We start from the raw sequence: 14,025 nt of genomic DNA, 5'->3' as shown, positions 1-14,025 counted from the left end.
TAAATATGGTTTCAAGAACATATTTTCTCCGGATCGTCCAGTACGGCACGAATCCGGGTCAAGGGGTCGGCAGCGAGCCGAAGACGGGCACGACCTTCAGCAAGCTCAGTCCAAGCCCGGTGGCGAGCATCGGCAGGGCCCCGGCGAGGGCCGCGATGGCGAGTGTGCGGCTGCGCTCAGTGATGGGCACGCCATAGTGATCGGCCAGTCGCCCGATCAGGCGCCATTGGACCTCGGTCAGCGCTACGGTATCGAGCAAGCGGCAGGGGCAGGAGGCTGATGCCCATACCGGCGATGACATGGCTCTTAGAGTAGCCGCCCGAGCCGACGGCGGCGCCGACCAGCAATCCCAGCGGCAGACGCCGCTGCCAATCGATCGGCGGGTGCGCCAGGGTCCCGGGGATCAGGAGCGCCGACGCCACGCCGGTCGCCCCGGCGGTCGTGCCCAGGACCAGCGCCGGCAGGGTCGCCGCAGCCGGCGACACGGGCATCACGGGGGCTCATGGGGCAGCAGCTTACCGTGAAAATCTGGAGTCTATCTCCGGATTTTCATGGTGTGCCCGCGGCCAAATCGTCCACGCGAGACGGACGCTCAGACGGCAGTCACCGCGCCGGAAATCGGCATGTCGTTACGGCCCAGGGCGTGTTTGATGGCGGTCTCCCAGACGGTCGCCGCGCTGACCATGACCTGGTTGGCGGGATCGTCCCAGAAAGAGCAGTCATCCACAGATGAACACAGATTAACACAGATGATTCATTGACTTACGCTTGGCTGGGCACTCACCTTGCCGATGATTGTGACGATTGCGATAAGCGCATGACAATGCGAAGAAAATCTGTGTTCATCTGTGTTCATCTGTGGATTTTAGGATCATCGATCAGGGCCCGCGCCCGCTGCGACAGGCGTGGGTCGTCGACCAAGGCCCAGAGGGCGACGTGGGTGTCGAGCAGCAGCCTCATGGGGGCGGGTCGCCCGTGAACAGGCGCTCCACCAAGGCGTTGTCGCGGTCGATCGGGCAGGGCCTCGCGGGGCTTGGTTTTGGTCGCGTCCCGGGCCCTCGCGGCGGTGTGACCGCAGCGTAACGCCCTGCCGGCCTCGCGGGCGCGGTGTTCAACCCAAGTCCGGGAATTGCTCTCACAAAGACACAAAGACACGAAGAAAGACAGATCATTGATGGCGTTGCGCCGAGCGCCGCGCGGGTGACCTCCGCGGCCGACAGATCGCTCTGAAAATCTTTGTGATCTTTGTGTCTTTGTGAGAGAACCTCTCTTTTTGACTTTATAGCCCCGGCAGCGGCTGGGAGCGCCGCACCCCAGTGCGGCGCGGCCTCGCGAGCGACCGCGGCCTTGCGTTCTGCGGATAGGCCGCGCCGCACTGGGGTGCGGCGCTCCCAGTGCCTCTGCTCAGGCATCGCGCCCGGTCGCGCCGGGACCGAGCGCCCGCCGTCGGCGCGATCTCGCCTAGAATGGGGCCATGCCGACCATCGCCCGCCGCCAGTCCATCCGCGCCGCCGCCCGCCGCCTGGCGGGGCGCGCCTTCCCGCGCCGCGGCGCGCGGCCGGTGCCTTGGCCCGGGGCCGTGCTCGCACGCCTGGACCGCCTGCCCTGGCCCCTGCTGGTCACGCTCGGGCTGGTCCCCGCCGCCGCGCTCGGCTGGTTCGCCCTGCGCAGCCCGGCGGCCACGGCGCTGCTCCTGCTGCTGCTCCCCGTCGCCGACCGGCACCGGGTGAGGCTGGTGTGGCCGGGCGAACGCGCGGGGGCGGACCTGGCGCCCCCGCCGCCACGCCCGCCGGTGCTGCCGCCCGTGGTGTCGGCGCCCTGTCCGGTGCATGACCCGCTGATCGAGATGGTGCAACTGCCTGGCGGCAGCTTCCGGATGGGGTCGGACGAGGCGCGCGATCCGCAGGCTTACGACGACGAGTGTCCGTCGCGGGAGGTGCGCGTCAGCCCCTTCGCCATGGCCCGGACCCCGATCACCCGTGGGCTTTACCGGTCGCTGGTCAAGGACGCGCCGTCCTGGTGGCGGCGCGACAAGGACGACGATGCACTGCCAGCCAACTACGTCTCCTGGGACGACGCCCTGCGCTGCTGCAACGCTCTGTCCGAGCGCAGTGGGCTCAAGCCCTGCTACCGGCAGACCGCCGCGGGCTGGGACTGTGACTGGGCGGCAGACGGCTATCGCCTGCCCACCGAGGCCGAATGGGAATATGCCTGCCGGGCCGGTACCGGTACCCCCTGGTTCTGGGGCGCGGATGGGAAGGACGCCGGGCACTACGCCTGGTTCGGGACGGACTGGTTGACCGGCTCCGTGCATCGGGTCGCTCAGAAGCTTGCCAACCCCTGGGGTCTCCACGACATGTCTGGCAACTGCTGGGAGTGGTGTTGGGACTGGTACGCGAGCCCCTATGACCCGTCGGCAACGGAGGATCCCCGGGGGCCCGCGGGGGGGCAGTCGCGGGGGCTGCGCGGCGGCCATTTCGACAAAGTGCCCCGATCCCCGCGCTCCGCGGACCGGGTCGGGATCGCGCCCGAGGTCCGGCACAAGCTCATCGGGTTCCGTTGTGTGCGTGGTTCCGGCCGCCAGCCGCTCCCTTGATCCGTTGCTCCCTTGTCTTATTGCCTTCCCAGCCGCCAGTCCACTGCCATTGAGCCACGAGTCGGCAATTGATCACGCAAAGAGGCCAAGAACGCAAAGGAGAATACAACGTCGCAGGCGCTGATCCCGTCACCCGGCAGGTGGACCATACGACAGAGATATCGCATTGAAAAACTTTGCGTCTTTGCGTCTTTGCGTGAAACAAATCCTCCTCTTGGCTTGAGTCAAACGCCGGGCCTCTCGTTTCCACCGGGCGAGAACGGGCAAGTAGTCGCTGCAAGCCCCCGTAGCCCGGATGGAGCGCAGCGCAATCCGGGGCCGGCCTCGCAGATACACAAGCAATCAGCGGGTTGCCGCGGGAACCTGGATTCCGCTGCGCTCCATCCAGGCTACGAGTCCGAAAGTCGCGCAGCGACGCTGTGGGAGCGGCTTCAGCCGCGACGGGTCGCGCAAGGAACGCGGCATCGGGGTTCGCCGCGGCGCCGCAGCGCGGCCGGAGGCCGCTCCCACAAGGGACTGTTATGTTCCGGGGCGACGGACGAGCCTTGATGGCCGTTACCCCGAAACATGAAAGCCCCCGGCGGGAGCGGCTTTCACGGTAACCCGACTGACGCGCTTCTTCTCTGCGTCTCTGCGCCTCTGCGTGAGATTCTTTAAGAGGTCTCACGCAGAGGCGCAGAGACGCAGAGGCGGTGACCCGCGGCGCTCGGGTAACCCGCGACGCCTCGTCGCGGCTGAAGCCGCTCCCACAGCGTCGCTGCGCGACTTTCACGGTAAGCCCTGTTTGCACGCCGGGGATGCTGTCGCGTTGTCAGTCAATTGTTCAACAGTCCAACGATCAAGGGGCCGGCTGGCGGCCGGAACCACGTACACAACGGAACCCGTTGCCCTGGTCCCGGCGCTGGGGCACGCTCCAGTCCCGGACCGCAGAGCGCAGGTGCTGAGGCACGTCGCCGAAAGAGCCGCCGCGCAGCACCCGCCACGCACAAGTACCGCTGTCCTTTACGGGCGCTGCCAGGGGATGGGACCCACGGCCGGCGTAGGCCTTGTCGTCCCAGCAGTCGCGCACCCACTCCCAGAGGTTCCCGTGCATGTCGTAGAGACCGAGCGGGTTCGGCGGGAAGCGGCCGATCGGGGCCGCCTCCTTGAACGGATCGGAACAGGCGGTGTTCTTGTTCTGCCAAGGGGTTTCGTTGCCCGCGCCGTTAGCGTAGGTGCATAGCCCGGCCAGGTCGTCGGGGAAGGGATAGGGGTCCTGGGTGCCGGCGCGGGCGGCGTATTCCCATTGGGCCTCGGTGGGCAGGTCGGCATCCGGCGCCAGGCCTTGGCAATACTTGCGGGCGTCGGTCCAATTGATGTCGGCTTCCGGCAGGCTGAGCCCGGCCGGAGCGGGGTCGCCGGCCACGGCGGCGTATTGGGTTTGGCTGGTCTCGGTACGGCCGATCCAGAATCCGTCCAGGACCACCGGGTGGGCGAGCCTCTCGTCGCCGTGGGGCTTCAGATGCTTCGGAGTGGTGTCCGGCTTGACCGGCGCCGAGCCCATGGTGAAGGTCCCGGGGCAGACCTGGACGAAGGCGATGCCCTTGGGTCCGGGCTCCACCTCGGGTCCGCCCCAGAGTCGGGGGTTGCCGGCGAGGTTGGTCACCCGGGCGGTGCGGCTGAGCGCGTCGGCCGCGGGGCGGGCGCCGGGGAAGTCCAGGGCACGGGCCATGGCCTCCAGGTCGCCGGTGAGGAGGGCGCGGTGGGTGCCGAGCGGCGGGACTTGTTGTTCGATCCGCGCCGTTCCCGGCGGGGCGAAGAAGAGCCACTGGCTGTCGGGGGCGGCGTTCGGGCTTGGTTCGGGTCTTGTGCCTTGTGTTAGGTCGCTGGTCCGCGCAGCGGACCCTACGGGGGCCGCGGGTCCGTTGGTCGGTAGCGCCGCGCCGAGCGGGGCGGGGTCCCCCCGTAGGGTCCGCTGCGCGGACCGCCCGCCGTCGATGCCAGGGACGGCGGCGAATGACCACTTGCCCGCCAGCACGCGCGCCTGCTCCGCCCAGTCGGGGCCGATGAGGACCAGGTCGGCGCTGCCGCGGTCGAGCAGGCGGATGGCCAGCCGACGGGCGGACTCGTTGTTCGGCGGATCGGGCGGCCAGTTCCAGGGGTCGCCGACGATGACGGCGACCGAGAGTTGCGGCCAGCCCTTGGCGCAGGCGCGGATCGGCTCCGCGCTGGTGCCGGCACGCAGCAATGCGCTGCGGCCCATCGGCAGCGGATTGACCCGCCGCGGGTCCGCACGGTTCTCGGCCAGGGCGCGGCAGGGCGGGGCCGCCCGCTCCGCTTCCAGCCCGCTCCAGCACCAGTGCAGGCGCGGGTCGGCGCCCAGTCCGGCGGCGGCGGTGACGGCGTGCTTGCGGGAGGCAGCATAGGGCCGCCCGTCCTGCCGGCCTTCCATGACCAGGGCCTGGAACAGGGCGTCGTCATACACCGGGGCCGCGTGGACGAAGGCCGGGCCCGGGCGGGCGCCGAGGCGCTCGATGAGGCCCAGGCCCCCGGCCAGGGCGAGACCGGCACAGGTGCCGAGCAGGATGAGGGTCTCGGCGCCCAGGCGGGGGCGGGCGCCTGGTGCGGCGCCGGCGAAGCCCATGCGGTACAGGCGCTGGCGGGCGGTGCCCCGGGGTTCAGGCGGGGCGGTGTCGGCGGCGGCCTGATCCGTGGCCCGGCACGGCGGCGCGGCGGCGGCCGACCGCGGATCGGCGGCGAACAGCGCCAGGACCGTCTCGGCCGTCTCGGCCCCGGTCCGCGCCGCTGGTGCCTCCGGCAGCGTGTTCCAGGTCCAGGGCAACTCGATGCGCGGGCCCGCGCCGTCGCGCCAGGTGTCGAGCCCGCCCAGGCGTTCGCGGATCGGCGCCTGGAGGGCCTCCTGTTGGTAGAGGTCATAGAGCGCCCGCACGGCCAGGGCGCTGTAGGCGTCGCCCCGCCACAGGACCAGCAGCAGCCGCTCGATGGTCTGGGCCTGGTCGGCGGGGCCCTGGCCCGAGCGCGCGCTGATCCGTGCCAGGCTGGCCGCGCCCCCGCCGATGTGGCGCTCCCAGAAGGCGAGCCCCAGGGCGAGACAGCGGCAGGCCTGCGATTCGATGCCGACCGCCGTCCCCCAGCCGTCCTCCGCCGCCCAGCGCGCCAGGTCGCGCAGCAGGGCCTGGCGCTCGCCGTCGCTGAAGCGGATGCCGTCGGGGCTCGCGTGGCCGCGCCCGGGGTTGGGCAGGCGCCAGGCGGACGGGAGCCCGAGGGTCTCGCCCAGGGTCTCGTAGAGCGCCCGTGCCTGGGCGCTGGTGACCGGCAGGCGCGGCAGGGCGCAGGCGGCGGCCCAGAGTCGCAGGGCCAGGGCGGCGGGCGCCGGGCCTTCTGCCGGCGGGCCGCGCGGCCGGTCCGGGCGCTCGGCGAGCCAGGCGGGCAGGGCGGCGGGCGGGCAGCAGTCGAACCGCAGGCGCGCGGCCAGGGCGGGCAGGTCCAAGTCCGGCGGCGCCAGGTCGACGAGACACAGGCGCGGCCAGGTGCCCAGTTCGCGCAGCACGCGCTGGAGCGCGGCGCCGTCCTCGCCCGCCCCGCCATCCAGGGCGCGGGCCAGGTCGGCCCCCTCGGTGAAGAGACAGACCAGGGCCGTGCGGGCGGCGGGGCCGAGATCCAGGGGCGAGGTGCGCTCCCCGGTCGCCAGGCGGACCCGGTCCGGCCAGCCGACGAAGGTGCCGCGCCGCACCCGGAGCCCGGCCCGCACCAGGTCGCGCTCGATCTGGTCGGCGAGCGCGACCGCCTCGCGCGAGCGCAGCCGGGTGTCGAGCCAGAGCCAGACCTCGCGCTCGTAGCGGGCGGGGGCGAAGCGCGGTTGCGGCAGCCCGCTGGCCGCGCTGGCGTGCACCGTGGCGGGGATATCGAGGTGGGTGGTCGCGCGCTCGCCCGCGAAGCGCTGCACCCCCCAGACCAGCTCCCGGCGCGCCCTGGCCGTGAGCAGGCCGGGCGGGTGCAGGTGCTCGGGTGTCCAGGCGAATACCGGCTCGCCGTCCTTGTCGTAGACGGGGACCGGGGACCAGGCGGGTTCGAGCAGTCGGCGGGCGCGCTCCCACAGCCAGGCGAGGGCGAGCAGGCCGCCGCACAGGAGGGCGAGCGGCGCGAGCCAGGGGCCCAGCCGCTCGGCCGGGGTCCGGGCCTCGAATACCGGGACCCAGTCGTTGAAGGTGGCGAGCGGCTGGGCGGGCAGTTCGCCGATGGGTGTCGGTGCAATCGCAGGCGGGGGCGGGACCGGCGCTTGCCGCGGCGGGGGCAGCGGCACGGTGCGCCAGGTCTGGATCAGGAACGCGGCCGTGAGGATCAGGACCAGTCCCAGGGTGGTCGCCAGTGCGAGCCGCCACCAGGGCCAGCGGCGCGGCGGCGGGGTCAGGAGGGTGCGCGGCGGCGGCGCGGCCCGGTCGGCGGGCGGCGCGGGTGCCTCGCCGTCCGGGTCCGGTGCGTCGAAGTCCCCCGCCGCGGTCCCGTCGGACACGGGCGCGGTCTCGCCCGGCGGCGTTCGCGCCGGGAGCGGCGGGAGCAGCCGGCGAAACTCGCCCCGCACCGCGCGGCGCTGCTCCTCGTCCTTGGCCAGCAGTGTGACCAGCAGCTCACGCGTCGCCTCCCAGCCGAGCATCCGCCCGGGGGGAAGGACCCTGCAGACGCGCTCATGGTCCAGCGCGCCCACCGGCACGCCCAGGTCCGGCAGGCACCGCAACAGGTCGCCCAAACGCGGGTCGTCGCCGGGGGTCAGGGGTGCGGGCATCGGCATTGGGTCAGGCGGTCACGGCTTGCCCGGGCCGCGCTCAGGCCAGATGCCCATAGTCCTCGTGGTCCTTGATCAGGCACTCCAGGGCCGGGAGCTGATCCAGCCGCTCGACGGCCAGTTGTTCCAGGGTGGTGCCGCGGTCGGCGAGGACGGTCAGCCAGATCAAGAGTTCCGCCGCGCTGGGCGGGCGGCTGCGCCGCTCCAGGCAGCGGCGGACCTCCAGTCGGCGAGTTCCTGGAGCAGGTCGTTGGGGAAGTCGCGCGGGGCCTTGTCGATCTCGTCGATCAGCAGCACGCACTCGCCGTCGTGCTCGTAGGCCTGCCAGAGCTTGCCCTGGTGCAGATAGCGCGGGTCGGTGCGCTCGGGCGGGGTCGCCGCCGCGTCGGTGCGGATCGGCAGCGAGGCGAGATAGGCATCGCGCAGGTAGGCGACGGCGTCGAAGTCGTAGCGCAGGTCCCGGGCGCTGCTGTCCGAGTGTACCTGGTAGTGGAAGAGCGGGATGCCGAAGTAGCGCTCCAGAGCTGTAGATCAGATTGACCGTCTCCTGGAAGCGACCACCGGCGTCGGCAAGGAGGTAATCGGCCAGGGTCTCGAGGGGCAACTGCCGGGTCCCCAGTGCGGCCTTCAGCGCGGGGTCGGCGTCTTGGTAGAACTCCAGGATCTCACGGCGCTTCAGCAGGGCCAGTGATCGTTCCATCGCAACGGGGCGCACATGGGCAGGCGCATGGTCCCGCGGCCGGAGCGCCTGATCGATCGTTTGCTGCAGGGTATCCGGGTCGCTGCCGTGGCGCGCGGGCCAGTCCGTCGGCCACTGGATACAGGCGCCGACCAGGACCCGATAATCGGCTGGTTTTTCGTCCCGGTTGAGGACCTCACAAACGGTCCTTCTCCAGGTGGCGAGCCAGTCACCCAGTTCCCCCGGTGTGCAGTTTTGCGCCACGTCCAGCAGCCAGGACAGGGCGATGACGAGGGTTTCGTGGCCTTCGGGCTTGAGGAGCGGCAACTCCTTGAGTGCTTCCTTGGGCGGGTTGTGGGGGGTGACGTTGAGGTCCTGTTTGAACTGACGGGTCAGGTCGTCGAACAGGGTACGGCTGGCCCGTAGCGTATAGGGGATCGGTCTGGTCTCGATCCGGAAACCGCGGTCGAGGTCGGCGATAAACTGGCGGGTCTGTCCCGGTAGGCCCAGTACGCAAGACTGTTCGTCGCCGCACACGCCATAGAGCAGCAAGGTGCCGCCGCTTGCCCGCTTGAGCGGGTAATACAGTCGGAGCTTTTCGTCCTGGCGCCCGAGTAGGACGCGGATCAACGCGGCGCGGATATGGTCCATGAGGGCCGCGGCGGGGTCCCTGGGCGTCGCCCAGGCGACTCAGGACGGCGGCCGGCTCCTCCTTGCCGTCGGCCATGGCGGACATCCAGACCCGGGTGTGCTCGAGACTGCGCTCCAGGTTGGACTGGCTTGCGGTCTGGACCAGCAGCAGCCGCACCACCCGGCGCAGCCGCCACAGGACCGAACGCTCCAGCGGCGCCGCGCGGTCCTCGATCAGGTGCAGCCACAGGAGCGGCTTGTGTGCGAAGCCCGCCAGCCGGTCCGCCAAGGCCCCCAGCCCATAGTCATCCGGCTGCCCACCGTGCTTGCCGAGGGCGAGCATCCCCGACCGGTCAACCTGCGCGAAGCAGTAGATGAAGTCCGGCTCATGCGCCAAGTCCAACTCCAACTCGCGTCGGTTGCTGACCCACCTCACCTCGGGGCGGCGATCCGCAAGCAGGCGGCGGATCAGGGCGCAGACCTCGGTGGCGTGGCTGCGGGCGCCGATCGCGTCGGCGAGCCCCGGCTCCGCGGGGGCGATCACCAAGGGATTGTCGAGGTCGATCACCAACGCGAGGCCCGCGGGCTGATCGATGACCTCGATGATCCAGCCGGCCTCGCCCAGCCGCCGACCGTCATGAGTGAGGCAGTGCCAGGGCAGATCGGCGATCGTTGGATCCGTGCAAAGCAGTTGCAGACGCAGCGGGTGGCGGGTGGAGTCGTCGGTGCCGGAGCCGCCCGCGGCGGTTTAGCAGTCCTTCATCTGGAACGCCGACTCGAAGAGTGCGCGCACGAGTATGGCCGGATCCTGAGCGACCCGTCCGGGGCTCAGGTCCCGCAGGGGTGTCGTATTGGTCGGCATGACCGTTGATCCCAGGGCGCGGACGCGCAGCCCGTCGCCGATGCAGTCGAGGCCCAGCGTGATCGTCGGCGGTCCGCAGGCAGGGTTTGGAGGGGGCTCGCGCCCCTCGCCTGGGGTTACTGCGGGGTCACCGCGTGCGGGTCGTTCCTGCGTAATGCCCCATTCCAACCGCTTGAGACCGCTCGGGTCCTTGAGTCCCGCGCGCAGGTCGACCCAGCTGCGGTTCTTGAGGAATAGTGAGAGCGGCGCAGAGTCCAAGACCCCCGGCAGCAATACGGCAAAGACCGGCAACTGCCGACGGGCGGCCAGGTCAAGGGCCGCCTGGGTTTCCTCTTCCTGCCAGGGGCCTGGTCCGTGCGGACCCACCAGGACCGCGATGCTACGGCAGGCGCCGATGCCCCGCTCAAGTCCGTCCTGCCAGCGCGTGCCGGGGGGCAACTGCTCAGAGTCGAGCCAGGCCCGGATGCGCCGCTCGGCAAGGGTCTTCGCCAGGGCGGCCGCCGCCGTCTGGTCCTTGCTGTTGTGACTCAGGAAGCAGTCAAATTAGGTGTCATCGGCCATGGTCCTATCCCTCTGTGCTCGGGGGGATTATGCCATGGTCGGCGTGGGCGGGGGTGCGGGCGGGGGGTGCGGGCGGCGATGTTTGGTCCGCACAGCGGACCCTACGGCGCCTCGGGTCGGCGGCGCGGACCAATGAACGGCGCTGTCACTTGATCCAATCAATCAGATTCATCAGCGGGTCCTCCCCGCTCTCAGGCCCGATGACCCGCCCGCGGACACTGTGCCCGGCATTGGCCACGGACTCGGGGTCGCCCGTCAGCAGCGGGTGCCACTTGGGCAGGCGCTTGCCCTCGCGCAGGCGCCGATACGCGCAGGTCTCGGGCAGCCAGTTGGGCATCTCCAAGGCGGCCGGGACCAGGGCGATGCAGTCCGCCACCTGGCGGGCGCGGTGTTCATAGTCCCGGCAGCGGCAGGTTGCGGTGTCGAGCAGGGCGCAGGCGATGCGCGAGTAGATGATGTCGCCGGTATCCTCCTCCTCGAACTTCTCCAGACAGCACTTGCCGCAGCCGTCGCACAGCGACTCCCACTGCGCCTCGGTCATCGCGCTCAGGGGCGTGGTCTCCCAAAAGGGGGCATCTTGGCTCATCGGTTGCGGTCTCGCTGCTGCTTGGCCTCACATCTTGCCCGACTGCGGACCGGAATTGAACCGCGACGCGACCGCGCGGACCCCCGCGGCGCCCGGCCCCACCAATTTCCCCCTTGTCCCCCCGCGGGTCCGGGGCCACAATCCCCGCCATACCGCCCCCCATCCGCGCGCCCACCCACCGGGTCCGGGCGCCGGGGCGGCGTTGCCATTCATCGCGTGCCCCGGCGGGCGGCGGCCAGCCCGCCGCCCGCCGCGGTGCGCGCCTGCCGAGGGAACTATGCTCGAACCGACCGACCAGGAACTGCTGGTCCCCTATCCGGACACCGCCATGGACAGCCTGCGGGTCCCGCCCCACAACATCCACGCCGAGCAGTCACTGCTCGGCGGTCTCATGCTGGACAACAGCACCTGGGACCGCATCGCCGACATGGTGGTCGAGCGCGACCTGTACCGGCGCGAGCACCGCCTGATCTTCCGCGCCGTCACCAAGCTCGCCGGGGACGATCAGCCGTTCGACGTGGTGACCCTGGCCGAGACCCTGGAGCGCACCGAGCAACTGGACGCGGCCGGCGGTCTGTCCTATCTGGGCACCCTGGTCAACGAGACGCCGAGCGCGGCCAACATCAAGGCCTATGCCAGGATCGTGCGCGAGACCTCGGTGCTGCGCCAGATGATCGCGGCCGGCACGGACATCGCCGACAGCGGCTACAACCCGGCCGGGCGCGACGCGAGTGAACTGCTGGACGCGGCCGAGCGGCGGGTGTTCGAGATCGCCGAGCAGGAGACCCGCGGCGGCGGCGCCGGCTTCCAGCCGATCAAGGCGCTGCTGACCCGGGCGGTGGAGCGCATCGACGACCTCTACCGCCGCGACGAGCCCATCACCGGCCTGGCCACCGGCTTCACCGACTTCGACATGATGACCTCCGGGCTCCAGCCCTCGGACCTGATCATCGTGGCGGGGCGGCCGTCGATGGGCAAGTGCGTGGAGGCGGGTACCGAGGTCCTGCTGGACGACGGCAGTGTCGAGACCATCGCGACCATCGTCGGGCGGCGGCGGGCGCGCCTGCTGACCCTGGGGGACGACTGGCGTCTGCACCCGGTGGTGCCGACTGACTATGTGGACGACGGCATAAAGCCGGTGTTGCGCGTGACGACCCGCCTGGGGCGCGAGATCGAGACCACCGCCAGCCACCCCTATCTGACCCCGACCGGCTGGCGTCCGCTGGCCGAGCTGTCGGTCGGGGAGCCGGTGGCCGTGCCCCGGCGCCTGCCGGTCTTCGGCGACTCACCCCTGCGCGACTGCGAGGTCCGGCTGCTCGGCTACCTGATCGGTGACGGGTGCCTGACCGCCGCCGCGCCCAAGCTCACCAACGCGGACCCGCGCATCCAGGCCGATTTCGTCGCGGCCGTCGCGGCCTTCGGCGGGGACGCGCTGACCCGCCGGCTCGACGGGCTGGGGCTCTGGGGGAAGGGTGCCAACGGGAAGTTCGTCCCGGCCCCGGTCTTCCGACTCCCCAAGGAACAGTTGGCGGTATTCCTCAATCGGCTGTTCGCCACTGACGGTTGGGCCACGGTGCTCGCGACCGGCCAGCCCCAACTCGGTTATGGCACGGTCAGCGAGCGGCTCGGGCGGCAGGTCCAACACCTGTTGCTGCGCTTCGGGGTCATTGCCAAGTGTCGTCGGCGGGAGCTGACGGGGCCCAATGGCCCGGCGCTCGCCTGGCAACTGGACATTACCGACCCCGTTTCCATCCAGACCTTCGTCACCGAGATCGGCATTTTTTCCAAAGAGGCGGCCCTGGAGCGGGTCCGCCAGGCATTGGAATGCCGACCGGAACAGACCGATCGTGACGTGATCTGGGATGAAATCGTCGCCATTGAATCCGTGGGTCCGCGCCAGGTCTACGACCTGACTATCCCGCAGACTCATAACTTCATCGCCAACGACATCTGCGTCCACAATACGAGCTTCGCGATGAACCTGGCCGAGCACGCCGCCATCCAGGGCGGCAAGCCGGTGGCGGTGTTCAGCATGGAGATGCCGGGGGATGCGCTGGCGATGCGCATGATGGCCTCGCTCGGGCGCATCGACTCCCACCGGGTGCGCACCGGCAAGCTGGAGGACGACGAATGGCCGCGCCTGACCTCCGCCGTCAACATCCTGGCCGCGGCCTCGCTCTTCATCGACGACACCCCGGCGCTGTCGCCCACTGAGCTTCGCGCCCGCGCGCGCCGGCTCAAGCGTGAGCATGGCGACCTGGGGCTCGTGGTGATCGATTATCTCCAGCTCATGCAGGTCCCGGGGTCGAACGAGAACCGCACCACCGAAATCTCCGCCATCTCGCGCTCGCTCAAGGCCCTGGCCAAGGAACTGGCGGTGCCGGTGATCGCGCTGTCCCAGCTCAATCGCAGTCTGGAGCAGCGGCCGAATAAGCGGCCGGTGATGTCGGACCTTCGTGAAAGTGGAGCCATCGAACAGGATGCAGACCTGATCGTCTTCATCTATCGCGATGAGGTCTATAACCCCGAGAGCAAGGACAAGGGCGTGGCCGAGATCATCATCAGCAAACAGCGCAACGGCCCGATCGGTAGCCTGCGCCTCGCCTTCCTGGGTAAGTACACCAAATTCGAGAACTACACCGACAATTATTATGGCGAGGAGATGCATTGACCGCATTCGGTACCAATTCTGTCACGATTAAAACGAGGTCGACACCATGATTCGCGCTGCCGCCTATGAGCAGGATGTCATCGCCTGGGCCAACGAACAGGCGCGGTTACTGCGCGCCGGCCAGTTCGCCCGGCTCGATATCGAACACCTGGCCGAGGAGATCGAAGACGTGGGCAAGAGTGAACAGCGCGAACTCGCGAGCCGGATGGCGGTCCTGCTCGCTCATTTGCTCAAATGGCAGTTCCAACCCGCGCGTCGGAGCCGCAGTTGGGAGGCCACGATTCGGGTTCAGCGAGACGGTATTGCCCATCGCCTGCGGCACACCCCAAGCCTGAAGCACAGCCTTGATGACCCCGACTGGTGGTGCGCTGCCTGGAACGATGCGCTGGCGAGGGCGATCGAGGAAACCGGATTGAGTGAATTTCCGGACCAGTGTCCCTGGCCCATCGCCGACATCCTCTGCCAGGATTGGAAACCCGACTAGCGCGGCCGCAGGGCGACCTTCAGCGGTCTCCAGTTGACTGAACTATAAGGCGATTTGAGAAGAACGTCCGACCAGGGAGGCGCGCCGTCCGGTGCGCGGGGCGGCTCGACCGGAGGCCGACGCTTTAGCGGGCGCCGCCGCTGCCGCCGCCTCCGGCTGAAGCCTCGACCTCA

At 69.9% G+C, this 14,025-nt stretch carries 11 protein-coding genes; 3 read left to right on the top strand and 8 right to left on the bottom strand.

All coding sequences use genetic code 11. From position 1 onward, the window contains the following. Positions 1-58 precede the first annotated feature (58 nt). The 4 genes from THSYN_RS36745 to THSYN_RS37585 all read right to left on the bottom strand — a co-directional run bounded on the left by THSYN_RS36745 (position 59) and on the right by THSYN_RS37585 (position 960). Positions 59-190 carry a hypothetical protein gene (locus THSYN_RS36745; RefSeq protein WP_257791201.1) on the bottom strand — a complete coding sequence of 44 codons (132 nt, stop codon included), beginning with the start codon at positions 188-190 and terminating at the stop codon, positions 59-61. Beyond that, the gene (locus THSYN_RS34255; RefSeq protein ID WP_157817878.1) at positions 177-491 is read right to left on the bottom strand and encodes a hypothetical protein; all 315 of its coding nucleotides are present in this window, start codon (positions 489-491) and stop codon (positions 177-179) included. Before THSYN_RS34255 ends, THSYN_RS36745 begins: the two co-directional genes overlap by 14 nt. A gap of 101 nt (positions 492-592) precedes the next feature. Beyond that, complete coding sequence (locus THSYN_RS36740) at positions 593-727, bottom strand: PIN domain-containing protein (protein WP_257791200.1); 135 nt, start codon at positions 725-727, stop codon at positions 593-595. Between the two features lie 125 nt (positions 728-852). After that, complete coding sequence (locus tag THSYN_RS37585) at positions 853-960, bottom strand: twitching motility protein PilT (protein WP_472297470.1); 108 nt, start codon at positions 958-960, stop codon at positions 853-855. Positions 961-1,474: 514 nt separating this feature from the next. Between THSYN_RS37585 and THSYN_RS23045 the strand changes: the two genes are divergently transcribed. Continuing rightward, a complete protein-coding gene (locus THSYN_RS23045; protein ID WP_100921199.1) occupies positions 1,475-2,596 on the top strand; it encodes a formylglycine-generating enzyme family protein in 1,122 nt (373 codons plus the stop codon). 838 nt (positions 2,597-3,434) lie between these two features. Here THSYN_RS23045 and THSYN_RS36850 read toward each other — a convergent pair. The 4 genes from THSYN_RS36850 to THSYN_RS23025 form a co-directional block, all read right to left on the bottom strand. Beyond that, positions 3,435-7,379, bottom strand: a complete 3,945-nt coding sequence (locus tag THSYN_RS36850) for a formylglycine-generating enzyme family protein (protein WP_157817877.1) — start codon at positions 7,377-7,379, stop codon at positions 3,435-3,437. 40 nt (positions 7,380-7,419) lie between these two features. Continuing rightward, entirely contained in the window at positions 7,420-8,709 is a 1,290-nt protein-coding gene (locus THSYN_RS34250) for a hypothetical protein (protein WP_157817876.1), read from the bottom strand. A gap of 727 nt (positions 8,710-9,436) precedes the next feature. Beyond that, a complete protein-coding gene (locus tag THSYN_RS23030; protein ID WP_236848975.1) occupies positions 9,437-10,042 on the bottom strand; it encodes a toll/interleukin-1 receptor domain-containing protein in 606 nt (201 codons plus the stop codon). 214 nt (positions 10,043-10,256) lie between these two features. Beyond that, positions 10,257-10,697 carry a YcgN family cysteine cluster protein gene (locus tag THSYN_RS23025; protein WP_100921195.1) on the bottom strand — a complete coding sequence of 147 codons (441 nt, stop codon included), beginning with the start codon at positions 10,695-10,697 and terminating at the stop codon, positions 10,257-10,259. A 277-nt stretch (positions 10,698-10,974) separates the two neighbouring features. Here THSYN_RS23025 and dnaB point away from each other — a divergent pair, with 277 nt between their 5' ends. Beyond that, positions 10,975-13,368, top strand: a complete 2,394-nt coding sequence (gene dnaB, locus THSYN_RS23020) for a replicative DNA helicase (RefSeq protein ID WP_172965324.1) — start codon at positions 10,975-10,977, stop codon at positions 13,366-13,368. A gap of 46 nt (positions 13,369-13,414) precedes the next feature. After that, on the top strand, positions 13,415-13,852 hold the full coding sequence (locus tag THSYN_RS23015; protein WP_100921194.1) for a DUF29 domain-containing protein: 438 nt from the start codon (positions 13,415-13,417) through the stop codon (positions 13,850-13,852). Positions 13,853-14,025 lie beyond the last annotated feature (173 nt).

The sequence above is a fragment of the Candidatus Thiodictyon syntrophicum genome, from assembly GCF_002813775.1.
Classification (GTDB): domain Bacteria; phylum Pseudomonadota; class Gammaproteobacteria; order Chromatiales; family Chromatiaceae; genus Thiodictyon; species Thiodictyon syntrophicum.
This window is presented reverse-complemented; position numbering and strand designations above follow the sequence as displayed.

Coding starts and splice junctions, on each gene's coding strand:
- THSYN_RS34250 (WP_157817876.1), bottom strand. CDS start 8,709: ATGGACCATATCCGCGCCGCGTTGATCCGCGTCCTACTCGGGCGCCAG.
- THSYN_RS23015 (WP_100921194.1), top strand. CDS start 13,415: ATGATTCGCGCTGCCGCCTATGAGCAGGATGTCATCGCCTGGGCCAAC.
- dnaB (WP_172965324.1), top strand. CDS start 10,975: ATGCTCGAACCGACCGACCAGGAACTGCTGGTCCCCTATCCGGACACC.
- THSYN_RS37585 (WP_472297470.1), bottom strand. CDS start 960: ATGAGGCTGCTGCTCGACACCCACGTCGCCCTCTGGGCCTTGGTCGAC.
- THSYN_RS23045 (WP_100921199.1), top strand. CDS start 1,475: ATGCCGACCATCGCCCGCCGCCAGTCCATCCGCGCCGCCGCCCGCCGC.
- THSYN_RS34255 (WP_157817878.1), bottom strand. CDS start 491: ATGCCCGTGTCGCCGGCTGCGGCGACCCTGCCGGCGCTGGTCCTGGGC.
- THSYN_RS36850 (WP_157817877.1), bottom strand. CDS start 7,379: ATGCCCGCACCCCTGACCCCCGGCGACGACCCGCGTTTGGGCGACCTG.
- THSYN_RS23025 (WP_100921195.1), bottom strand. CDS start 10,697: ATGAGCCAAGATGCCCCCTTTTGGGAGACCACGCCCCTGAGCGCGATG.